The 22877-nt window shown below is 69.5% G+C and carries 18 protein-coding genes and 2 pseudogenes; 9 read left to right on the top strand and 11 right to left on the bottom strand.

Translation table 11 applies throughout. The features are described 5' to 3' along the window. Nucleotides 1-42: 42 nt before the first annotated feature. The 4 genes from CYU89_RS05005 to CYU89_RS04990 form a co-directional block, all read right to left on the bottom strand. Nucleotides 43-762: a pseudouridine synthase gene (locus CYU89_RS05005; RefSeq protein ID WP_296279127.1), complete on the bottom strand. Its 720-nt coding sequence runs from the start codon at nucleotides 760-762 to the stop codon at nucleotides 43-45. Between the two features lie 37 nt (nucleotides 763-799). After that, entirely contained in the window at nucleotides 800-3223 is a 2424-nt protein-coding gene (locus tag CYU89_RS05000; protein ID WP_296279126.1) for an EAL domain-containing protein, read from the bottom strand. A gap of 143 nt (nucleotides 3224-3366) precedes the next feature. Then, entirely contained in the window at nucleotides 3367-5013 is a 1647-nt protein-coding gene (locus CYU89_RS04995) for a GGDEF domain-containing protein (RefSeq protein ID WP_296279125.1), read from the bottom strand. Between the two features lie 106 nt (nucleotides 5014-5119). Further along, on the bottom strand, nucleotides 5120-7018 hold the full coding sequence (locus CYU89_RS04990; protein WP_296279124.1) for a DEAD/DEAH box helicase: 1899 nt from the start codon (nucleotides 7016-7018) through the stop codon (nucleotides 5120-5122). Nucleotides 7019-7207: 189 nt separating this feature from the next. Here CYU89_RS04990 and CYU89_RS04985 point away from each other — a divergent pair, with 189 nt between their 5' ends. The 3 genes from CYU89_RS04985 to CYU89_RS04975 are packed head-to-tail and all read left to right on the top strand — an operon-like array spanning nucleotide 7208 to nucleotide 8623. Next, nucleotides 7208-7705 carry a sigma-70 family RNA polymerase sigma factor gene (locus tag CYU89_RS04985; RefSeq protein WP_296279123.1) on the top strand — a complete coding sequence of 166 codons (498 nt, stop codon included), beginning with the start codon at nucleotides 7208-7210 and terminating at the stop codon, nucleotides 7703-7705. A gap of 25 nt (nucleotides 7706-7730) precedes the next feature. Further along, a complete protein-coding gene (locus tag CYU89_RS04980) occupies nucleotides 7731-8375 on the top strand; it encodes a hypothetical protein (protein WP_296279122.1) in 645 nt (214 codons plus the stop codon). Nucleotides 8376-8401: 26 nt separating this feature from the next. Then, complete coding sequence (locus tag CYU89_RS04975; RefSeq protein ID WP_296279121.1) at nucleotides 8402-8623, top strand: RNA-binding S4 domain-containing protein; 222 nt, start codon at nucleotides 8402-8404, stop codon at nucleotides 8621-8623. Here the strand turns inward: CYU89_RS04975 and CYU89_RS04970 are convergent. Next, the gene (locus CYU89_RS04970; protein WP_296279120.1) at nucleotides 8620-9747 is read right to left on the bottom strand and encodes a hypothetical protein; all 1128 of its coding nucleotides are present in this window, start codon (nucleotides 9745-9747) and stop codon (nucleotides 8620-8622) included. The two genes, CYU89_RS04975 and CYU89_RS04970, sit on opposite strands and share 4 nt — an antisense overlap. Nucleotides 9748-9860: 113 nt before the next feature. Further along, nucleotides 9861-10250: an MAPEG family protein gene (locus CYU89_RS04965; protein WP_296279119.1), complete on the bottom strand. Its 390-nt coding sequence runs from the start codon at nucleotides 10248-10250 to the stop codon at nucleotides 9861-9863. Between the two features lie 301 nt (nucleotides 10251-10551). Between CYU89_RS04965 and CYU89_RS04960 the strand changes: the two genes are divergently transcribed. Continuing rightward, nucleotides 10552-13725, top strand: coding sequence for a bifunctional diguanylate cyclase/phosphodiesterase (locus tag CYU89_RS04960; protein ID WP_296279118.1), 3174 nt, complete (start codon nucleotides 10552-10554; stop codon nucleotides 13723-13725). Nucleotides 13726-13727: 2 nt separating this feature from the next. Here the strand turns inward: CYU89_RS04960 and CYU89_RS04955 are convergent, their stop codons facing one another. Together CYU89_RS04955 and CYU89_RS04950 are read right to left on the bottom strand one after the other, a co-directional pair. Beyond that, the gene (locus tag CYU89_RS04955) at nucleotides 13728-14858 is read right to left on the bottom strand and encodes a DUF1501 domain-containing protein (protein ID WP_296279117.1); all 1131 of its coding nucleotides are present in this window, start codon (nucleotides 14856-14858) and stop codon (nucleotides 13728-13730) included. A gap of 2 nt (nucleotides 14859-14860) precedes the next feature. Continuing rightward, entirely contained in the window at nucleotides 14861-16264 is a 1404-nt protein-coding gene (locus tag CYU89_RS04950; protein WP_296279116.1) for a DUF1800 domain-containing protein, read from the bottom strand. 196 nt (nucleotides 16265-16460) lie between these two features. Here CYU89_RS04950 and CYU89_RS04945 point away from each other — a divergent pair, with 196 nt between their 5' ends. Continuing rightward, nucleotides 16461-16970 carry a hypothetical protein gene (locus tag CYU89_RS04945; protein ID WP_296279115.1) on the top strand — a complete coding sequence of 170 codons (510 nt, stop codon included), beginning with the start codon at nucleotides 16461-16463 and terminating at the stop codon, nucleotides 16968-16970. A 248-nt stretch (nucleotides 16971-17218) separates the two neighbouring features. Here the strand turns inward: CYU89_RS04945 and CYU89_RS04940 are convergent, their stop codons facing one another. Next, nucleotides 17219-17614: a hypothetical protein gene (locus tag CYU89_RS04940; protein WP_296279114.1), complete on the bottom strand. Its 396-nt coding sequence runs from the start codon at nucleotides 17612-17614 to the stop codon at nucleotides 17219-17221. A 97-nt stretch (nucleotides 17615-17711) separates the two neighbouring features. Here CYU89_RS04940 and CYU89_RS04935 point away from each other — a divergent pair, with 97 nt between their 5' ends. From CYU89_RS04935 to CYU89_RS04925, 3 genes and pseudogenes are all read left to right on the top strand, one after another. Continuing rightward, on the top strand, nucleotides 17712-18815 hold the full coding sequence (locus CYU89_RS04935) for a DUF1615 domain-containing protein (RefSeq protein ID WP_296279113.1): 1104 nt from the start codon (nucleotides 17712-17714) through the stop codon (nucleotides 18813-18815). A 142-nt stretch (nucleotides 18816-18957) separates the two neighbouring features. Further along, a pseudogene (locus tag CYU89_RS04930) lies at nucleotides 18958-19311 on the top strand (DUF1428 domain-containing protein); the annotation flags it as partial. After that, complete coding sequence (locus tag CYU89_RS04925; RefSeq protein ID WP_296279142.1) at nucleotides 19306-19695, top strand: DUF1428 domain-containing protein; 390 nt, start codon at nucleotides 19306-19308, stop codon at nucleotides 19693-19695. The pseudogene CYU89_RS04930 and the gene CYU89_RS04925, both read left to right, overlap by 6 nt. 34 nt (nucleotides 19696-19729) lie before the next feature. On the opposite strand, the gene CYU89_RS04920 is transcribed toward CYU89_RS04925, so the two are convergent. Next, nucleotides 19730-21292 (bottom strand): M20/M25/M40 family metallo-hydrolase, encoded by a 1563-nt coding sequence (locus tag CYU89_RS04920; protein WP_296279112.1) that lies wholly within the window; start codon nucleotides 21290-21292, stop codon nucleotides 19730-19732. 348 nt (nucleotides 21293-21640) lie between these two features. On the opposite strand from CYU89_RS04920, the gene CYU89_RS04915 reads away from it, so the two are divergent. Next, complete coding sequence (locus CYU89_RS04915; RefSeq protein ID WP_296279111.1) at nucleotides 21641-22042, top strand: GFA family protein; 402 nt, start codon at nucleotides 21641-21643, stop codon at nucleotides 22040-22042. Between the two features lie 6 nt (nucleotides 22043-22048). Here CYU89_RS04915 and CYU89_RS04910 read toward each other — a convergent pair. After that, a pseudogene (locus CYU89_RS04910) lies at nucleotides 22049-22870 on the bottom strand (TIGR03915 family putative DNA repair protein); the annotation flags it as partial. Between the last annotated feature and the right edge of the window lie 7 nt (nucleotides 22871-22877).

Genomic DNA, 22877 nt, shown 5'->3' with positions numbered 1-22877 from the left:
GCGGGACAGCGTCCACGACGCGACCGCGGTCACGCTATCGCGTCACCAGCTTTCCTGCTGCGGCAGCAGTCCGCGCAGTTCCTGGTCGGTGAGGTTGCGCCAGCGACCGACCTTCAGGTCGCCCAGCCTGACGTTGTCGATGCGCACGCGACGCAGTTGCGTGACCCGGTAGTCGAACGCGGCCGCCATCAGGCGGATCTGCCGGTTGAGGCCCTGGGTCAGGGTGATGCGGAAGCCGAACTTGGCGATCCGGCTGGTCCGGCACGGCAGCGTCATCTGGCCGTGCACGCGCACGCCACGCGCCATGCCGCGCAGGAACTCGTCGGTGACCGGCTTGTTCACCGCCACCAGGTATTCCTTCTCGTGGCGGTTCTCCGCGCGCAGGATCTGGTTGACGATGTCCCCGTTGCTGGTCAGCAGGATCAGGCCTTCGGAATCCTTGTCGAGCCGGCCGATCGGGAAGATGCGCTGCTCGTGGCCGATGAAGTCGACGATGTTGTCCTTCACCGACGACTCGGTGGTGCAGGTCACGCCCACCGGCTTGTTCAGCACGATGTACACATGCTTCCGCTTGCCGGCCTTCACCGCGCGCGCCCTGATCGCCAGGCCATCGACGCGCACCTCGTCGCCCTCGCCCACGACGGCGCCCACCCCGGCCGCGATGCCATTGACGGTGACGCGGCGCTCGGCGATCAGGCGGTCGGCCTCGCGGCGGGAACAGAAGCCGGTGTCGGCGATGTGCTTGTTGAGGCGGATGGTCATGCGTCCATTATCCGGGATCGGCCGCCCGGCGTGCGCATCATGCGGTTTCGGCGTACGCCGCGGCGGCGGCCACGTCCCCGGCCATCAACTCGTCGAGCGGGCAAGGGACATGGACAGCGTAACCCTGCACGTAGCCGATGCCCACTTCGCGCAGTTGCGCCAGCACGGCCTCGCTTTCCACCCATTCCGCCACGGTGGCCTTGCCCAGCGCCCGACCCATCTGGCTCATCGAGCGCACCAGCGCCAGGTCGGATTCGCCCCGTGCGAGGTCACGGATGAAGGCGCCGTCGATCTTCAGGATGTCCACCGGCAGCCGTCTGAGGTAGGCAAAGGACGACAACCCGCTGCCGAAATCGTCCAGGGCGATGCGGCAACCGCGTTCGCGCATGGCATCGATGAACCGGCAAGCGTCGTCGAGGTTGGCGATCACCGCCGTCTCGGTGATCTCGAAGCACAACCGCCGGGCCACGCCCGGCTGCTGGTCCAGCCATTGGCCCACGTACTCGAGGAACGCCGGATCGGCGACGGACTGCGCGGACACGTTGACATGGCACAGGTCCACGCGCGCGAGGCTCGCGGGATGCCGCGCGAAGAAGCGGCACACCGCCTCGATCACGTACCGATCGACCGCCATGCCCTGGCCGTAGCGTTCCATCGCCGGCAGGAACACCCCGGGCGCATGCACCGTCCCGTCGCGATCGCGCAGGCGCACCAGCACTTCGTACTGCAAGCCGCTGTCGCCTTCCAGCGCGACGATCCGCTGCGCGTAGAGCAGCAACCGCTCTTCGGCGATCGCCAGCTGCGTATGGGCCACCCATTCCAGCTCCCGGCGCCGGCGGGACAGGCTGGGGTCGGTGTCGCGGTAGCAGCGGATGCGGTTGCGGCCTTCTTCCTTCGCGACGTAGCAGGCGGCGTCGGCGGCGCGCAGCAGCCAGTCCACGTCGACGGCATCGTCGTTGATCTCGGCGACGCCGATGCTGCAGTTGAGGGCGAACATGCGACCGTTCCAGCGGAAGGCGTTCTCGCCGAGCGAGGCCTGGATGCGCGCCATCGCCGCTTCCGCCTCGTCCAGCCCGGTGTCGTGCAGCAGCACGGCGAACTCGTCGCCCCCCAGGCGTCCCACCCAGTCGTCGCGACGCAGCTGCGTGGCCACGCGATGGGCAAACTGGCAGAGGAAGCGGTCTCCCGCCTCGTGGCCGCAGGTGTCGTTGACCAGCTTGAACTGGTCCAGGTCGATGAAGCAGAGCGTGTGCCGCCGCCCGCCCGGTACGCCGCCCAGCGCCAGACCCAGCCGTCGTGCGATCTCGCGGCGATTGATGAGGCCCGTGAGCTCGTCGTGGCTGGCCTGGTGGGCGATCTCGCATGCCAGTTCGTGCGCTTCGGAGACGTCTTCGGCCAGCACGAACACCCGTTCGCTGCGGCCGGTGCGGGCGGCGACCACCGATGCCGTCCAGCGCACCCAGCGCACTTCGCCGCCGGGCCGCACGAAGCGGCGCTCGCCGGCATCCCGCAATCGCACCCAGTCGATGACACCGGCGGCATCCACCACCAGGTCGTCCGGGTGCAGCACGTCCGCCAGGCGCAACGCACGCAGTTCCTGCAGCGGCCGCCCCAGGATCTGCGCCAGCGCTTCGTTCGCCTGGGTGAACCGTCCTTCGCGGTCGAGCTTCACCATGCCGACCACCGACTGGTGGAAGGCGATGCGGAATTCGCTTTCGGTTTCGCGCACGCGGCGCAGCGTCGTGCGCATCACATGCAATGCGTAGGCGCAGAGCCCGATGAACGCCAGTGCACTGAGCGCCAGCAGGGCGCGCCGCATGAAATGCGCGCCTTGCGCCAACGAACGCGAGAACGCCAGTTCCTTCGGGCGCAGGCGCGCGTCGATCGCCAGCAGCGTCCGCTGGTAGGCAGCCACGTCGTGCGCATCCAGCGGACCCGCCTTCGTCCGCGCTTCCAGCGCATCGGCCAGCGCGACCAACTGGTCGATCTCCACTTCGGCCTCGCGCCAGAGCCTGACCGAATCGCGGAAGTAAGGCGCACGCGCCAGCGCGCGGTACATCCAGATCAGGCGATCGATGTCGGCTGGCGCGTTCTGGCCCTGCAGGAAGCCCGCACGGGCGGCCGCGACATCGATCGGTTCGCGTTCCAGCGCCCGGCGGCCCTCACGATCGCCCAACGGCACGCGCAACGCGTCGCGCGCGGCATCCAGGTCGCTTGGGCGACCATGGCTGGCGTACCGGTAGAGTCCCAGCACCGCACGCTGGTGGGCTTTCGACCAGTGGCTCTCGCCGATGATGTAGGCGGTGGCGCCCGCCTGCGTCTCCAGGACGGCAGCGGTCAGCAGCGCGCCCAGCGCGAACAGGACGATGAGCGCTGCCACCCGCGCCGGCAGCCGCTGCAGGCCGCGGTCGTCATGCCGGCCGTCAGGCGCGCCCGAGGCGGTGGCTTCCCAGTTGTCCACTCCTGCTCCTGTGGGTGTACGCGGACGAAGGGCATCCACGCTGCGCTCCGCGACGGTTCATCGGCCCGTGCGCGGTGCGCTTGAGGGGGATCGCAGGAAAAGGAGCCGCCTTGCCGACCAGTGGTCGTTGCCCGGGGTCGTCGTCAGTGGGCGACGTCGGGTTCGGCATCGACCACGCGATCGCGGCCGGCGCGCTTGGCCCGGTACATGGCCTCGTCCGCCCTGCGCAGCAGCGAGGCCGCGTCGGTGTCTTCGGTGACCAGCGTCGCCAGGCCAATGCTGGCGGTCACCACCAACCCGTCGATGCCCAGCGCCGCGCCCGCGGCGCTCACCTCACTGCGCATCGTCTCCAGGCGCGCACGCGCGGTCGCACCGCCGATACCCGGCAGCAGCACCAGGAATTCTTCGCCGCCCATGCGGATCACGTCCGCCGGATCGCGCACGGCCGAGGTGAGCGTGGCCGCGACGGCCACCAGCACGCGGTCGCCTGCCTCGTGCCCGTGCACGTCGTTGATCCGCTTGAACAGGTCGATGTCCAGGAAGCCCACGGCCAGCGTCCCGTCGCCGATGCGCGCATCGCGCATGTGCTGTTCCAGCCGCTTCAGGCCGGCGCGTCGGTTCGGCAAGCCTGTCAGCCCATCGGTATCGGCCAGTGCGCGCATTTCGTCGCGCTGGCGGCGCAGCTGTCCCAGGCGCAGGTTCAGCACGTAGGCGCTCACCGTCAGGAACCAGGTGATGGACAGCTGGATGGCCTCCACCCGGTATTCGATCAGCAGGCAGCTGTCGGCCAGGTCCATCGCCGCCATGGTCAGGAACGGCAACACGGCCGCGAGCGCCGCCGTCGCGTCGGCGCGGTGGCGGCGCAGCGATGCCAGGCCAAGTGCGAAGACCACCACGCAGCCGGCCACGAATCCGGTGTCCATCGCCATGGCCAGGCGGGACAGGCCGGCCGGCGGCAGCCAAGCCGTCGCCATGCCCATCGCGCACAGGGCAGCCGTGATCCACGGCAGCCAGCGCGTGGTGGTCGGCCAGAAGCGCGCGCCCCCCACCAGCAGCCACATCACGTACAGCAGGATCGGCAAGCCGACGCAGGAGAACGCCACCAGCCAGCGGGTTTCCTGCCCATCGACGGGCAGCCAGGGCTCGGGATAGCCGCTCAGTCCGCTCAGCACCGATTGCCCCAGTACGCTCAGCGCGCACAGCAGCGTGTAGCCGAAGAACGCGCGGTCGCGCGTGCTCAGGAAGCCCATCAGGGCCATGAAGGCCAGCGCGATGGCGATGGCCACGCAGGCGGTGCGCACCAGCAGGCGCGCCGTGTCGAACTGCTGCACCGGGCTGGGTGCGCCGATGCGCACCGTGGGAATCCAGCCCGGCTTCAGCGGCTTTTCCCAGGCGACCTGGATGGGTTCGTGATTGCCCGCGGGCGGTACCACCACCATGCCGACGCCGGCGCGGAAGCGCGAATCGCGGGTGCGGGCATCGTGCATCCGACCGCAGATCTCGCGGTCGCCATGGTGCACGCGCACCTCGCCCGCGAAGATGTTGAAGACATTGACCGCCTGCGGCGCCCCCGACCACCCGCCGGGCGGCGCGGGAATCTCGACGCGTTCGGTCAGTCCGGCCTGCATGGCGGGCGTACAGTGACGCTGAGGGGCCTGTTCGGACGTGGGCGCACCGGTCACGAGATAGTCGCGGCCGGACTGGGGGCTCGCCAGCGCCGGGCACGACGCGGCCGCGAGCAGCAGCAGCCACCCCGCGATTCCGCCGATTCGTCCCCTGTTCCCCTTCACTGACACTCCGGTACGTCGCCGCGTCCCGACATCCGGTGTGCTGGCTTGCGTCTACGAAATGCAACTTCCGTGCCACCCGCCGGCGCCCGCGCGCCGGCGGCCGGCGTCACTCGCGCGGCGGACCCTTGCGGTGCGGCTTGCCCGCGCCGAACGGTTTGTCGCCCCGCGGCTTGCCCTTGCCGGCACCCGGTCCGCCGAACTTGCGCGGCGGCGCGGAACCCGGACCGGCGCCCTCGCCGGGCTTGTGGATGCGTAGCTGCTGGCCCGACACCCAGACCTTCTTCAGGTGCATCAGCACCTCGCGCGGCATGCCTTCGGGCAGGTCCAGCGTGGTGTGGTCGTGCTGGATGTCGATCCGGCCGATGTAGCGGCTCTCCAGCCCAGCCTCGTTGGCGATGGCACCGACGATGTTGGCCGGCTTCACGCCGTGCGCATGGCCCACTTCGATGCGGTAGGTCTCCATCCCCACCTCCGGCGCGCCGCGCGGCGGTTTGTCGGCGCGCGGGCGGTCGACGTCGGGCCGTTCGATCTTCGACCGCTCGGGCTTGTCGGTACTGCGCACCGGACGCTCGCCATGGCTTTCGTCGCGACGCGGCCGCTCGTCGCGTTCTCGCCGCGGCGCATTGCCGTAGGTTTCGCTGCGCACAGGGCGCTGCTCGCGCGGCGTGCGCTCCTGCGACAGCAACAGCGGCGTGTCGCCCTGCACGAGTTGCGCCAGCGCGGCGGCGATGTCCACGGCCGGCACGTTCTGCTCGCGCTCGTAGCGTTCGATCAGCGCGCGGAACTCGCCCGCCTTGCCCGAGGCCAGCGTATCGGTGATGCGCGCGAGGAACTTTTCCACGCGGCGGTCGTTGACCGCTTCCACGCTCGGCAGCTGCATTTCCTCGATCGGCTGGCGGGTCGCGCGCTCGATCGACCGCAGCATGCCCTTCTCGCGCGGCGTCACGAACAGGATGGCGTCGCCGGCACGACCGGCACGGCCGGTGCGGCCGATGCGGTGCACGTAGCTTTCGGTGTCGTACGGGATGTCGTAGTTCAGCACGTGGCTGATCCGCTCCACGTCCAGGCCGCGCGCGGCCACGTCGGTGGCGACCAGGATGTCGAGCTTGCCGTCCTTGAGCTGCTGGATGGTCTTCTCGCGCGCCGCCTGCTGCATGTCGCCGTTGATCGCCGCCGCCGCCAGCCCGCGCGCCTGCAGCTTGTCGGCCAGCTCCTCGGTCGCCGCCTTGGTGCGGGCGAACACGATCATCCCGTCGAACGGTTCCACTTCCAGGATGCGGGTCAGCGCATCCAGCTTGTGCATGCCGCTGACCCACCAGTAACGCTGGCGGATGTTCGCGGACGTGGTGGTCTTCGAGGCGATGTTCACCTCGACCGGATCCTTCAGGTAGGTCTGCGCGATGCGGCGGATGGCCGGCGGCATGGTCGCGGAGAACAGCGCCACCTGGCGCGTTTCCGGCGTTTTCTTCAACACGGTCTCGACGTCGTCGATGAAGCCCATGCGCAGCATTTCGTCGGCCTCGTCCAGCACCAGCGTGTTCAGGCCGGAGAGGTCCAGCGAGCCGCGCTCCAGGTGGTCGATGACGCGGCCTGGGGTACCGACCACGACGTGCACGCCGCGCTTGAGCGCCTGCAGCTGCGGGTAGTAGCTCTGGCCGCCGTAGATCGGCAGCACGTGGAAGCCGGGGATCTTGCCGGCGTACTTCTGGAACGCCTCGGCCACCTGGATGGCCAGTTCGCGCGTGGGCGCAAGCACCAACGCCTGCGGGCTGCCTGCGCTGGGATTGATGTTGGCCAGCACGGGCAGCGCGAACGCGGCGGTCTTGCCGGTGCCGGTCTGTGCGGTGCCCAGCACGTCCCGGCCGGCCAGCATGGCCGGGATGGTGGCGGCCTGGATGGGCGACGGGGTCTCGTAGCCCACGGCGGTGACCGCGGCCATGACGGGCGCAGGCAGGCCGAGGTCGGCGAACAGGAGGGGGGCGGACGAGGGGGATTCGGTAGACATGCGGACACTCCGGGGCGTCGCGGAGCCGCACGCCGAGCCGCATATTGTGCGCCTTCGAGGGCGTCCTGTCGCGTTGCAGCACGCGGGCGCGTTCACGTGCACGGGGGCTGTGATGTTTCCGCCGCAGCGGCGAATCATCTTGCAGACCCGCACAATCGAGCCCTCGCCCGGATGCCATCGATCCCCGCCATGACCACGGACACGGACGCCCGCGAGGGCTTCCAGACCCTGCTGCAGGCCCATCGGGGCATCGTCGCGAAGGTCGCCGGCACGTACGCCTGGCATCCGGACGACCGCGACGAACTGATGCAGGACATCGCGACGCAGCTGTGGCGCGCCTGGCCCGGCTATGACCCGCAACGCCCATTCGCCACCTGGATGTACCGGATCGCGCTGAACGTGGCGATTTCAGGCGTGCGGAGCCGCACGCGTGCGCCGTCGTCCGAGGCATGGAACGAAGACCACCACGACGTGGCCGATCCGCATGCGCACGACCACGAGGGACGCCAGCAGGTCGACCTGCTGTACCGCTTCATCCAGGCGCAGCCGCCGCTCGACCGGGCATTGCTGCTGCTCTACCTGGAAGACCACAGCTACCGCGAGATGGCCGACGTGCTGGGCCTGAGCGAAACCAATGTCGCCACCAAGATCAGCCGGCTGAAGCAGCGGCTGCGCGACGAACTCTGACCATCACCGCGAAGGGAGCCGACGCATGGAACCGGATGAACTGAAAGCCGCCTGGCAGACGCTGGGTCAACGACTGGAACGCCAGGAGGCCATCCAGTGGCACCTGCTGCGCGACCGCAAGCTGGACAGCGTGCGGTCCACGGTGCGCCCGCTGTTCTGGGCACAGGGCCTGCAGGCGCTGCTCGGCGTCGGCCTGCTGGTGCTGGGGGTGGCCTGCTGGAGCCGCAACATGGAGGTACTGGGCCTGCTCGCGACCGGCATCGCGCTGCACGCGTTCGGTGTGGTCACCATGGTCATGGCGTTCATCACCATGAGCCTGATCGGCACGATGGACTACACCGCGCCGGTGCTGAAGATCCAGAAGCGATTCGCCCTGCTGCAGCGCTTCTACCGGCTCAACGCGATGGTCTGCGGCGCGCCGTGGTGGATCATGTGGCTGCTGGTCGTGGTCGGGCTGGCCGGGCTGGGAAGGGTCGATCCGGGCGCCGGCACGCCGGCATGGATCGCATGGAGTTTCTCGATCAGCATGGCCGGCTTCCTCGGTACGGTCGCGGCCATTTACTGGCAGCGCCACCGCCGCCCATCGACGGACCCCACATGGGAGGAAAGCGTGGGCGTCCGCCGGGGCCGCACGCTGCTCGAGCAGATCGCCCGGTTCGAGAAAGAATGACCCGCTGCCTGGCTTACACTGCCCGCATGCAACGCATCGACTTCGACCTGGACCGCGAGCACGTGGAACTCAACCAGCTGCTGAAACTGGCCGGCATCGCCGACAGCGGCGGCCAGGGCAAGGCGATCGTCGCCAGCGGCGCGGTGACCGTGGATGGCGCGGTGGAACTGCGCAAGACCGCCAAGATCCGCGCCGGCCAGTCCGTGCGGATCGGCGATGTCGAAATCCGGGTGGTCGCGTCCGGCTAGGGCGCGGTACCGGGCGTATCGGCCGCTTCGATCGCTTCGACGTCAAGGTCGGCGACGCGATCGAACTCCGACAGCGGGCTGTCCGCCGGGCACTTGGCATCAGGGAACTGGAACTGCTCGCGCAGCGCGAGTCCGCACGCCTGCATCTGGTCCAGGTCCTTGCCGGCCGCCTTGCACTCGCTGTCGAAGCTGCGCATGAAGGCATCGCGACGCATCACGAAGTCGTCGCCGCAGCGGCGCATCAGCTGCAGGCGGTCCAGGTCGTCCTGCGCGGCATTGGTGCCGTCCAGACCGTATTCCTGCAGTTCGTCCTTGCTCAGCAGGCGCAGGCGGCGGTTGGGCACCGTCATCATCAGGTCGGCGATGGCGACCGCCGCGCCGTTGCGCTCGAGATAGTCCTTGACCCGCCCGTACACGCCACGCAGCTCGTCGTTGAGTTCGGCGCGCGTGGTGGCGGTGGAGCTCATGCGGATGATGCGGTGGACGCCCACCTTGCCGGAGATCATCCGGTTGTCACCGGCGCCCAGCACGAAGACGCACGCGCTATGGCAGACCGAATCCTCGCGCACCCAGATGGTCCAGCCCCCGGCGCCGATCACGTCGCCGGCCTTGATGGCGTCCTCGACCTGTCCGCCGGCCGAGTCGAGATCGAGGATGCGCTTGTAGATGCCCATGCGCCCGGCGATGTCGGCCACGCGCGCGACAAGATCGGTGAAATCGGCCGCGATCTTGCCCTGGTAGCGCAGCCGCAACACGCCGCCCTTCTGGCAGGGCGACAGCGCATCGACCACGCTGAAGAAGGCCAGCGACTCCAGCGGAACGCCATCGCCCTGCTCGGTGGTGTAGTCAGCCTGGCAGCTCACCCAGGCCTTGCCCGAGCTTACCTTGGCGACCGGCCAGTCGGTCGGCAGCCCTTCCGGCTGCCCGGACGGCGAAGCGACAACCGGACCGGACGAAACGGCCCCGTCGCCGCGCTCGGCCTGCTGCGCCGGCGTATCGGGTGCCGGAGGCGGCGCTTCGGCCATGGCATCGGGCGCGAGGTCCGAGGCGGCACGGTCGCAGGCGACGAGCAGGCTTGCAGTCAGCAGCAGGACAACGAAGAGGCGGGAAGTGCGGGACAGCATCCGGTCGATCACGGCGTGACGCCGGGCGTGGGGCCCGGCTGGGTGGGTCGGGCTAGTCTAGGGTGAAACCCGCCGTACCTGCCGACCGCCCCATGAATCCCGGGGGCGCGGCGTCAGAGCAGCGCCCACAGCAACTGCAACAGCCCCCACAGCGAGATCGCCCAGATCAGCGTGCGCAGATAGGGCACGCCCGCCGCATACACCGGCACGTAAGCGAGCCGCGCCCAGAAGTAGCACTGCGCGCCCAGCGCGGTGGTGGCGTCGCCGCGATTCAGCCAGACCACCGCAAGCGCGGCAGCCGCGAAGAACGGAAAGGTTTCCAGGAAGTTGCGCAGCGCGCGGTCCACCCGGGCCGCGACACCCTGCAGCGGTGGCAGGGCGGCGTCGCGCGCGCCGACATTCCAGGCCAGCCCGCGCTGGCGTGTGGTGAGTCCGGCACCCAGCAGCACATGGAACACGCCTAGCGCGACGGACCAGGCCAGCATCTTCAGTTCGATCGGCATGCGGACACTCCGTGGGGAACATGCGCGGACTCTAGCGCATGTGCATGCCGTCGCCTCCGCGGGGCCGGTCGACCCGGGTCGCGCGCGGTGCATGGGGCAGGCAGCGCGCGTCCGCCCTCCGCCGCGGTGCCCCGCGGCGTAGTACACGCATTTCTCCGGGCAGCGCGACCCGATCCGGCTGCAAGTCTCTGAACGACGTGGCCGTGCTTGCGGCGCGCCGGTGATTTGGGTATCACATCGCGACGGGGTGTCGGCTCCGCAGGGGACAGCATTGGCGATACACCAGGACCTTCGGCGGCCCGTGCAGTGGGCGCAGCGCTTTGCGGCTGCGCTCGCCTGGGTGCTGGCCGCCGGCTTCACGCTCGTCGACGCCGGCAACGGTCATCTGCTCGACGACAGCGTGCCGGTCGTGGGCGTGCTGGTGGCCATCGCGACCTGGCGCAATGCGCAGCGGCCCGTGCGGCTGGCGGTCGCGAGTCTGTTGACGCTGCTGCTCGTCCTCCACCTGTGGCAGTTCCATTCGCTCGGCACCTGCCTGGTGCTGGCCGCGGCAACCGCCATCGCGTGGACCCGCGCATGGCGCGGCTTCTGGCCGGAATTCGTGATGCGGGTTCTCGCCGCCGCACTGCTGCTGCTGGCGGTGCAGCCGCTGCTGGGTGCGTTCCAGCCGGGTGGTGCGACGGCCGAGATCAGCTGGTCGCTCTCGCTGTCGTCGCTGGCGATGTTCCTGCTGGTGTACACACCGTCGCTGCACGCCGGTCGCCGTCTCGACACCAGTACGGAGCTGGTGGCGTTCGTGCTCGCGTTCGCGCTGCTCGCGATGGTCGGCTGGCATGTGCCCGGCAGCCTGGTCGGCAAGATGGGCGTGGACTTCCCGCCCATGCGTCCGCTCTCGACCCTGTGCGTCGCGCTGGTGGCGCTGGCGTTGCTGCTGCGCCAACGCGACCGAGATCCTGCGGCCTGGGTCGTGCTCGGCGTGGTCACGGTACCGCTGTTGCTGACGTTGCTGCAGACGCTGGGCGGCGTGACGACGCCCGCGAACGCGCTGCTCCACCGGCTGGGATGGCTGCAGCGCGCGGACATGCCGCTGATCGGCGGCTATACCGACTACGGCGTGCTGACGGCCTGGGTGGCAGTCGCCCTGCTGCCGCAGTCGTTGCAGCGGTGGGAAAGCGCGCGCTGGGGCATCACCCGCGGCCTGGGTATCGCGATGGCGTCGGTGGCCGGCATGGCCACACTGGGCCTGCTGATCCAGCTGCCCCACCATCGCGAGGGCCTGTCGCTTTACCAGATCTCGTTCACCGCCTCGGCCCAGTTGGTGGCACTGGGGCTGGCGCTGGCGGTGGCCGGGGAGAATTCGCTGCGGGAACGCCTGTTCGGCGTGATGCCGATGGCGGCCGCGCTGATGCTGGGCGGCATGTACTGGGTGGCGGCGTCCGCCGACCGCGATGCGATGACGCGCAACGTGATGAAGACGCAGACCGCGATCGCCGCACCGACCTTCCTGCGCGGCATGGAACTGCGTCGCGGTGCCCTGCGCCAGCTGTCCGCGTCGCTGGCTGCCGCGTCACCCGACAAGGCCGAACCGCTCTTCGACCAGTACGTCGACGACATGGTGGAGGCCTACGTCGCATTCCGCGTGGTGCGCAGCGTGGGCGACGGGCAGGAATTCCGCTGGGTGCGGCCTGGCTTCGACGCGCCGGTCGCCCCGTCGCCGCCCGCACCCGTGGCAGATGAAGGCCATCTGCTGCCGGTGGAAGGCGGTTGGTGGATGACGGTCGACACGCCCGGCCGGCGCACGCAGGCCTACATCTCGCTCGACGATTTCGTGAAGACGCTCGCCAAGGCCGTGCTGTCCGACCGACCCGTGCGGGCCACCGCGGCCGGCATGCCCACGCTGGAACAGGGCCGGCCGCAGGGCGCGCCGCTCTCGATCGAGCACGTGGCCCTGCCCGGCCACGAGGTGCGACTCGAGTTGTGGGCGCCGCCCGCGCTCACCTCGTTCACGCTGCCGCGGTCGCTGGTCGTGGGCGGCCTCAGCAGCGGATTGCTGATCGCGTTCGTGCTGTTCCTGCTAGACATCTCGCGACGGCGTTCGTCGGAGGCCGCCGAAACCGCGCGCTCGCTGCTGCTGGAAACCGAACGCCGCCTCGATGCGCAACGCCGCCTCAACGACGCGGCCGCGATGGACAGCGCGACCGGGCTGCCCCGCTTCTCCGCGCAGGCCAACCTGATCACCGAGAAGATCGCCACGCCTTCGCTCGCTGGCCACGGCCTGGCGATCGTCGACCTGGACGGGTTCGGCATGGTCAACGATTCGTTCGGCCACGACGGTGGCGACGAGGTGCTGCGGCGCATGGGGCAGTGCATCTCGGCCGCCTGCGACGGCCTGGGCAGCGTGCACCGCTACGGCGGCGAAGGATTCCTCGCGCACTTTCCCGACATCGACATCGACCAGCTCACGCGGCTGGCGGAAGACATCCGTCGTGCGGTGGGCCAGCCGATCGCGCTGTACTCCACGCACCCTTCCTTCACCGTCACCGCCAGCATCGGCCTGGCGCACGCGCCCGAGCACGGCGCCGACCTGCAGACGCTGTTGCGCAGCGCCGACGATGCGCGCCACCTGGCCAAGCGCGCGGGCCGCAACCAAGTGCGCCTGCCGTCGGCAAGCACCCAGCAGGAAGCCAACGACCGCCTGAGCCGCGTCACCGCCCTGCGCGAAGCCGTGGCCCGCGGCCAGTTGCGGCTCGCCTACCAGCCCGTGGTGGCGGGCGATTCCTCGCAGCTGACCGGCTTCGAGGCGCTGGCGCGCTGGCGCCACCCGGCGTGGGGGGACGTGCCGCCGTCGGTCTTCATTCCGTTGGCCGAAAGCGCGGGACTGATGGAGGACATCGGTCATTTCGTGCTCGAACAGGCCTGCCAGCAGCTGGCGCGCTGGCGCGCGATGGGCCTTCGCTCGTTGAGCGTCGCGGTCAACCTGTCGCCCAGCCAGCTGGGGCAGCCCACGCTGGCGCCGTGGATCGCCGACTGCCTGCGCCGGCACGCCCTGCCCGCCGATGCGTTGACGCTGGAGCTCACCGAAAGCGTGCTGGTCGAGGACATGGGTGCGGCACAGCAGATGTTGCAGGCGCTGCACGCGCTCGGCGTGCGGTTGGCGCTGGACGATTTCGGCACCGGCTACTCGAGCATGGCCTACCTGCAGCGCCTGCCGCTGGACATCATCAAGATCGACCGCAGCTTCGTCGATGGCATCGCCACCGAGAGCACCGACCGCGCCATCGCGCGCACGCTCCTCGTGCTGGCGCACGAGATGGGCCTGCGCACGATCGCCGAAGGCGTGGAAACCGCGGAACAGATGCAGGCCTTGCAGCAGATGGGCTGCGATGAGATGCAGGGCTATTTCTTCGGCCGGCCGATGGAAGTCGACGAGGCCACCGCACTGGCGCGCGGCGAACTCCGCCAAGTCGCGTCCTGATCTCAACCGCGCAGCAGGCCCGCCATCGCCGGCACCTCCGCGCTGTCGGGGAACACGCGCGCATCGAGTGCGCTGCGCGCCACGCCCAGATGGTCGCCGACCACGCCCTTGAACACGCTGCGCAGGTCGGTGGTCGCCCGCACGTCGCGCCCCTCGTTGAGTTGCGACGGCGCCAGGCCGGGCCAGTCGCCCGCCACGCGTCCGCCCGCCACGGCGCCGCCGCCCAGCATCGCGACGGTGCCGGTGCCGTGGTCGGTGCCACCCGTGCCGTTGACCGCCGCGGTGCGGCCGAACTCGGTGACCACCATCACGACGGTACGCGACCATGCGCCGGCCATGCCGTCATGGAAGGCCCGCAGCCCCTGGTCGAGTTCGGCCAGCTTGCGTGCAAGCACCGGCACCTGCTGCGCATGCGTGTCCCAGCCCGTGTTCTCGACGAAACCGATGCGCGGGCCGTCCGGCGTCGCCATGAATCGCGCCGCGGCCGCCATGGCCTGCGGCAGGCGCGCCACGTTGCCGCCCGACGACATGCCCTGCGCTTCCACCGCCTGTGCGAACGGCTGCGCGAGTCGCGGGTCGGCGGCGTACAGCGCCTGCAGGCGCTGCAACAGGATGGGATTGACCTCCTCCTGCAGCGGCGGCGACCACGTGGAGGCGTCGGCGTCGCCGCGCAGGATCAGCGGCATGACCGTACTGACCGACAGCCCCCGGCAGGCGGGCATCGCCGCCACGCAGCGGTTGAGCCAGCCGGTGGACGCGCCGCCACCCGCACCGCCGCCGTTCTCGAGATTGTCCTGCGCTTCGAAATGCGACCGCTGGCGATAGGGCGGTGCCACCGCGACGACCGGCAGCCACTCGCCGCGCGCGTACAGCGCATGGGTGAAGTCCATCGCCGGATGCAGCGCGAAGTCGGCATCCAGCCGTCGTGCGTCCTTCATCGTCCACGCACCCCGCAATGACGCGAGGTGCGGATCCGCGGCGGGAATCACCGCATGCAGGCCATCCAGTCCGCCCCGCAGCAACACCACCAGCAAGCGCGTGTCGCGGTCCGCTGCCTGCGCGACGCGCGGCCACAGGCTCAGCGTGGTGACCGCACCGGCGGCGGCGAGGAAATGGCGTCGGGTCAGCGTCACGGTCAGGTCCTCCACTGGAAGCTGGGACTGGCGAACAACAACGCCAATCCTTCACGCGGCGACTCGGCGCGGCGCACGGCCAGTGCCGTGTCCGCATCGAGCCGGTCGCCGAACACGCTCGTTGCGATGCGCAAGGGATCGGGATCGACCGGCGTGGCGGATTCGGCGAGCGACTGCGCCGCCTGGATACGCTTCCAGACCGCGTCCGCACCGGACCATGCGGCCGCATCGTCGGCAAAGCCGGCGGGCGAGCGCGGCGTGAACGCAGGCTGCCCTAGACGGCCCAGCAGCCCCATCAGGGCACGCGGCCTATCACCCGGCTGCGTGTTTGTGCTGCGCAAGGCCGATACCAGGAAATCATCGGGCGTCTTCAGCTTGCGCGCGTCGGGCGACCAGGCGTCCGCGCTGTCGATCAAGGCCGCGTACACGGGACGCAACGCGCCGCCGTGCCGCTGCCACGCCACGACCATTCGTTCGACGAGCGCAGGCGGCGGCGTGTCGCTGACGAAATGACGTGCCAGCTTGCCGCACACGTGGCGCGCGGTCGACGGATGCGACGCCAGGTCGCGCAGGATGGCGCGCCCCTGGGCCTCGCCGTCCGCCGGATAGCGGCGCCCCAGCACCACGCGCGCACCGGCCTCGTGCGCGTTGGCGCGGAAGCGGAAGGCATCCGACGTCGTCGCGCCGGCATCGCGCGGCGTGGCGATGCTCCAGCCGGTGATGGCGCGCGCGAGTTCCCGCACGTCGTCCTGCGAGTAACCGCCATCGACGCCCACCGTGTGCAATTCCAAGATCTCGCGCGCCAGGTTCTCGTTCAGGCCGGCCCGCCGCGGCGACGCGTCGCCTGTACCCTCCGTGCGCCGACGTTGCCGTTGCGCCTGCCGCGACCCCTCGCCCACCGAGCGCACGTTGTCGAGGTAGCGCAGCATGGCGGGGTGCCGCTCGACCGCCAGCAGCAGGTCGGCGAAATCGCCCACCGCGTGCGGACGGATGGCTTCGCGCTCCATCGGCGCGGCATGGAGCGCCGCCGTGCGCTTGTCCGCGGAGACGGCGAAGTGGTTCGACCAGAAACGCACCAGCCGCTCCACGAAATCCTGTTCCGTCGCGACCGCATGGCGATAGCGCCATCCCAGTTCGCGCAGCTGGCCCTGGGCGAAGCGCTCACGGAAGCCCATCGCCGCGTTCTCCTGCGAGGAGGTCCTGCGCGCCTCGCGACGCAGCCGCAGGTAGTCGTATTCCTGTTGCAGATACTCCGTGCTCGACGGCAAGCCGCTGTCGACCGGCCGCACGGGCGACGCGAGCTGCGCGTGCAGCCACGCGCGCGGATCGCCCATGCGACTCAACGTCCCGGGGCGTGCACCCAGTCCAAAGCGGTTGGCGGCGCTCAAGGCTTCTCGCGCGATCATGCAGTCCTCCCATCCGGTGGCATGACGGAAACGCCTGGCGCGCGCTTGCGTTGACAGGCGCAGCGGCGATGCGTCGCATGCACCCGGACGGTGCACGCCCCGCGAGCGCATGCCAGCGACGACGGACGGCGCCGGCCGTGCCGCGGGTGGCGTGCTAGCGTGCCCTGCGCCCTCCGCGCACACCAAGGGGTTCCCCATGCTCGGCATCACGCCTTTCGGCTGGTTCCACACTGCGATCAGCCTGGTTTCCCTCTTCGGCGGGCTCTACGCCCTGCTGCGTTACCACGACATCCGCTACGCCACGCCACTCGGCAAGACCTACACCTGGTTCACCGTGGCCACCTGCATCACCAGCTTCTTCCTGATGCGCACGGGCAAGCTGAGCGAAGCCCATGGCCTGACCGTGCTGACGCTGGTCGTGCTCGGCGCAGCCGTGCTGCTCGGTCGGGGCGCGGCTTCGGGCTCGTGGCGGCACGTGGCCGCTTCGTTGGCCTTCACGTTGACCGTGTACTTCCACTTCATCCCGGGCTTCACCGAAACGCTGACGCGCGTTCCGGTGGGCGCACCACTGGTCTCCGGTCCGCAGGATCCGTTGCTGCAGAAACTGGTGGGCGCCACGCTGCTGGTATTCCTCGCGGGCATGGCCCTGCAGGTGCGGGCGTTGCGCAAGGCGCGTGGCGACGGGTTGCAGCGCGCCCCGGCCTGACGCACCCGACCGTCCGTCGGGCGGCATGGCCTGCCCGCTCGTCGGACGGCGTTACAAGAGGACAGGGGTTTCACGGCGCGTTCGCGTCGAACACGGTTGGATGGTCCCATGCACCGCGCTACTGCTCCCTTGCCCCTGCTGCAACGCCTGGCCTTCCTCGGCCTGGGCATGACGCTGGCGATGCTGGGCGGCGCGCTGTTTCCCTGACGGCGCGCCGGGCCGGCTCATACGCCGCGCAAGGCATTCCGTCAGCCGCGGCGCGATGACCAGAACCCGATGTCGCACCGCACGCGATAACCCACGCGTTGGGACAGATCCATTGCGCGCGGGTTGTCCCGGCTGACGCGCAGGAACGTTTGTGTGCCGCGCATAGCCGCGCCCCGTGAAGTCCGGATGCGTGCAGAAGACCGAAATCTCGGCATCCATCCCGCAGGTGGGGGCGACGCGATGCCGGGCAGGTAGACGGCATCGTGGCGCTCCACACGTGCGTAGAGCGCCGGCCGCAAGGATGCGCGGGCGGACGCGACGCCGATAACCGGAGCATGGTCGGCGGGATAGCGGGCAACCTCACCCTCGCGAAGGACAATATCGCGATGGATCGAATCCAGTGAGGACCAGGAGGGGTTTTCGAGCGCTGTTGCCATGACGACGGCACCAGGGGAGCCGAGGCGATTTTCCTTCGCGCCCTGCCATGTCGCCCGCCGTCGTGCATCGGCGCGTCATGCTCCGTATGCTGCGCGCATGATCCCGCGCTCGCCGTGCCGCTCCCTCTCTCGCCCGCTGGTACTGCTCTGCTTGCTGGCGCTTGCCGGCTGCGTGACCGCGCCACCGGTGCCGACACGTCCCGCCGCCGACACACGCAGCGAGATCGTGCGCCGGATGCCGTCGAAGGTCGTCGACCGCGAGCGCTGGGCGGCCGACATCGAAACCGCATTCGCGACGCAACGGATCGAGCCCAACAGCGAAAACATCTGCGCCGTGCTCGCCGTCACCGAGCAGGAATCCGGCTATGTGGCCAATCCCGCGGTGGCGAACCTGCCGAAGATCGCGCGCAGCGAGATAGATCGCCGCGCGGCGTCGTTGCACGTCCCCGGGTTCGTCGTGGACGCGGCGCTGGCGCTGCGTTCGCCCGATGGCCGCACCTATGCCGAGCGGTTGCGCACCGTGCGTACCGAACGCGACCTCAGCGACCTCTACGAGGACATGATCGGCAGCGTGCCACTGGGGGCGCGGCTGTTCTCCGACTACAACCCGGTGCAGACCGGGGGACCGATGCAGGTGGGCATTCCGTTCGCCGAATCCAAGGCCGCCGGCTACCCCTATCCGATCGACGGCAGCATCCGCGATGAGGTCTTCACGCGACGTGGCGGGCTGTATTTCGGCATCGCCCACCTGCTGGGTTACGACACGCCCTACACGCGCAAGGTGCATCGCTTCGCCGACTACAACGCCGGCTGGTACGCCAGCCGCAATGCCGCCTTCCAGAGCGCCGTCGGCATCGCGACGGGAGTCGCGCTGTCGCTCGATGGCGATCTGCTGAATCCGGGCGCTCCACTGGACAGGCCCGGCCAGACGGAGCGCGCGGTGCGCCAGCTGTCGGGCGCATTGCGCATGGACGAGCGCGCCATCCGCGAGGCACTGGAGCGCGGCACGCGCCTCGACTTCGGCGACACCGACCTGTACGCCCGCGTCTACGCACTGGCCGAAGCGCGCGCGGGCAAGCCGCTGCCGCGCGCCGTCATCCCCGGCATCAGGCTCGAGAGCCCGAAGATCACGCGCGAACTCACCACCGCCTGGTTCGCCACGCGCGTGGACGAACGCTACCGCCGGTGCCTGCAGCGCTGAATGGCGTGGCGGGCGCAGGCCTCCACGTCCTCGCGACCACGCCACGATTCCCCGGTGATCGCCGGCCGTGTCGAAAGCGCCCTGGCCCGTTCGTCGCTCTCAGGAAGGCGCCATCCCGGCGCCGCATCCCCCGGAGGATTCCATGCCGTACCTCGATGGTTTCGTGGCCGCCGTGCCGACCGCCAACAAGCAGAAGTTCGTCGACCACGCCACCCTCGGCGATCCCGTCTTCATCGAACAGGGCGCCACCCGCGTGGTCGAATGCTGGGGAGACGACGTTCCGGACGGCAAGGTCACCGATTTCCGCAAGGCGGTGCAGGCGACGGAGGACGAGAGCGTGGTGTTCTCGTGGATCGAATGGCCGGACAAGGCGACGCGCGATGCCGGCATGCAGAAGATGATGGACGACCCACGCATGTCGCCGGAGAACAACCCCATGCCATTCGACGGCAAGCGCCTGATCTTCGGGGGTTTCGTGCCCACGCTGGTGCTGGGCGACGACGGTGCGCCGTCGTCCTACGTCGATGGCTTCATCCTGGCCGCGCCGACGTCGGGCAAGGCGGCCTTTACCGAGTATGCGACCACTTTCGACACGATCTTCATGGGGTACGGCGCCAGCCGCATCGTCGAAGGCTGGGGTGACGACGTGCCGCACGGCAAGCAGACGGATTTCCATCGTGCGGTGCAGGCGAAGGATGGCGAAACGGTTGCGTTCTCGTGGATCGAATGGCCCGACAAGGCGACCCGCGACGCCGGCATGCAGAAGATGATGGAAGACCCGCGCATGGATCCCTCCAACAAGGACAATCCGCCGATGCCGTTCGACGGCCAGCGGATGGTCTTCGGCGGCTTCACGCCCATCGTGGAACTGCGCGCCTAGGCAAACGGGGCCGCGGGACGGCCGGCACGCGGGCTCAGCGCGTCTCCGCCAGGGCGTGCAGGATGTCGACGTAGGACTTCTCGATGTCGGCCAGTCCTGCCGCCTTCACGCCGGCGGCCGGGTGGATCAGCATGAATTCGTTCGGCCCGTGCGCACCGGTGCCGTAGCCCAGCCCACCGAACACGAAAGGCAGGTCCAGCGTGCGCGTGAACTGGTGGAACGGCGCGCTGCCCGCGAGCCAGGGCGAGACACGCGTCGTGGCGCCGTACTTGTTCAGTACGCCCAGCATGGATCGCACGAGCGGCGCCTCGACCGACGTCGAGGCGGCGGGATAGCCGGACATCGGGCGCAGCGCGATGTCGCTGAAGCCCTGGGCGTCCAGGTGTGCACGGATCATCCGGTACGCGTCGTCCGGCTCCAGGCCGGGCGGCAATCGCGAGTCCATCTTGGCGGTGGCGACATGCGGCAGGATCGTCTTGATGCCCGTACCGGTGTAACCGCTCCACAGGCCGTCCACATTGAGCGTCGGCTCGAACAGGTTGCGCACGATCGCATCGCGTCCGGTCAGTCCATCGATCCAGCGCGAGACGCCCAGGCTGCGTTGCTGCGCGGCGTCGTCGGCACCGGTCGCCAGCGCGTTGATCAGGCGCTGCTGCTCCAGGGTCGGCGGCGTCACGGGCGCGTAGTAACCGGGGATGGTGATGGTGTTGCCGTCCGGCGTGGTCATGGACGCGATGGCCTGCACCAGCCGCAGCGTGGGCGAATCCACGAGGGATTTCACCGAACCATGCACTTCCGACCGCGCCGGTCCGCCCCACGCGCCGCCCTTCGATTCCAGCTCGAAATACACGATGCCCTTGACGCCCAGGTTCAGCGATACGGAGCCATCGGGGCGCTGGATGTTCATCGGGAAGAACGCTCCGTCGGCCTTGCGCAGTCGATCCACCCACGGCTCGATGACCTTGCCGAAGTTCGGCGAACCCAGCTCTTCTTCGCCTTCGGCGACCACGTACAGGTTCACCGGCAGCGTGCCCGTCGTCTTGATCATGGCGTCCAACGCATTCAGGAACGCGCGTTGCGGCCCCTTCTGGTTGGTGGCACCGCGTGCCATCAGCACCGTGCCGTGCTCGTTCTCGACCAGCGAGCCGGCAAAGGGATCGTCGATCTGCCAGTTGTCCTCGACCGGCTGCACGTCGTACATCATGTAGACGACAAGCGTCTTTTCGGCACCGGCATCGTAGTAGCCCAGCACGCCCGGATGCCCGGGTGTCTCGACACGTCGCACTTCACTGAAGCCCAGCGCGCGAAGATCGTCGGCGACCAGGCTCGCCATCGCATCGATGCCATCGTCCTGTGCGCTGATGGATCGCTGCCTCACCCATCGCTGCAGGTGCGCGACATGCGCCGCGAGGTCCGCATCGATGCGCGCGTGGACGGCATCATGGCGACCTTCGTAGGCCGGCACGCGCGAAACGTCGAACACCTCGGTGGTGGCCCAGGCGTAGGCAGGGCGCGGAGAATCCGCGGCGGCGGCAGGCGGCATCGCGCAGGACAACGCGAGGACGAGACCGATCGAAAGCGAAGGCATGCCGGACATCACGACTCCTGTAGGGGTTCCCATGCATGGACCTTACACAAGCCGGGTCGCACGCGTCGCGACGCCGTGGCGCGGTTCGTGACCTGCGGCGCCTCGCGAGCGGAACCACGCCGGACTACGCCCGCCATGCTTCATGCAAGGGCCCGCCTTCGCAACGGGATTGCCGCGACACGTATCGACCGGACAAGGGCGGTGCACGGGAGGCCATCCGTCCGCAGACGGTCGGCAGGGTACCGTCGTCCGCGTGCGTCGGCTCGCACAGCGCCGCTTGGCACCGTCCTCACCGGAGTGCGGCTTCCGCTCACGCACGCGGGACGCTACCTTGTTGCTCCCTGAGGGAGGTGGAAGATGGTCCGGACAGGTGGATGCCGCTGCGGCGCCGTGCGCTACGTGCTGGATGCGGAACCGATCGCCGTGCGGTTGTGCTGGTGCCGCGACTGCCAGTACTGGGCCTGCGGCAACGCAGCGGTGAACCTGATCGTGCCGCGCGCCGCGGTCACCGTGCAGGGCGAACTGCGTGGCTGGAACAGCGTGGCGGACAGCGGCAATGCGATGCGTCGCTCGTTCTGCCCGGCCTGTGGCACGCAGGTGTTCAGCGAGGCCACGGCAAATGCCGAACGCATGGTGATCCGCGTCGGCACGCTCGACGAGCCCGCCGGCATCACGCCCGACACGGTCATCTGGACCGATTCGGCGCCGGCGTGGGCAACGCTCGACCCATCCTGGCGGTCGTTCCCGCGCCAGCCGTGATGCCTAGTCCCGAGGCGGGCGCACGCGTGACGGAATCCGACGGCGCGGCGCCTGCGCTTCACGTTCGCCCATCTCGCGCACGCGCCGGCCGGCCTCTCGCACCAGGTCGGGCAGCAGGTGCGCCTCCGGCAGGTGCTTCCAGTACTTCTGCGGCATTTCCTGCCGCATCATCCGCGTGTTGAGCCGGGCGGGATTGAAGATGTTGGCGTAGTACGTACGCCACAGCGTGTCCTCGGCATCGTCGGCCGGCGCGTCGCTGCGTTGCGCGCCCTCGCCCGCCCACAGCTGCGAGCCATCCCACTGCACGCTGCGGTAGGGCGTGAGGATGGCCCACCGCATGCCGGCGAAGCGGCGCATGAAGAACGGGGCGACGCGGTCGACGATGAAATGGTCGGGCTCGAACCACGCGATATAGGCATTGTCTTCGCCGTCCACCTGCCGGAAGCGGACGAAGGCCTTCATCTTGTGCGTGTCGCGACGCACCGCCTGCGCCCACCGCATCGCGCGATGCACGTCGGCATCGGTGGCGCGGTCGAGCAGCGCCCGCTCGCCGTTGCCGATGCGCCACAACAAGCGGTACAGCAGCGCATGCCGGCCGGCATCGCGATGGCAGAGCACCGAGGCTGCGAATGCCATGAAGTCGGCAGGCACCGACAGGCCCTTACGCCGGCCGGGCTGATCCGCCACCGGGGTGGCCGCCAGCAATTCGCCCTGCGCATCGGCCTGCCATTCCACGTCCTCCGGGGGCAGCGCGGCTTCCCAGGCGTGGCGTGCCTGCACGCGCCACGCGTCGAGATCCCAGGCAGGTGTCACCGTGGCGCGGAACATCGCGCGC

The sequence above is a fragment of the Pseudoxanthomonas sp. genome (assembly GCF_002863005.1).
In the GTDB taxonomy this organism is placed as follows: domain Bacteria; phylum Pseudomonadota; class Gammaproteobacteria; order Xanthomonadales; family Xanthomonadaceae; genus Pseudoxanthomonas_A.
The sequence above is the reverse complement of the archived record's forward strand: the minus strand, read 5'-3'. Positions and strand labels throughout refer to the sequence as shown.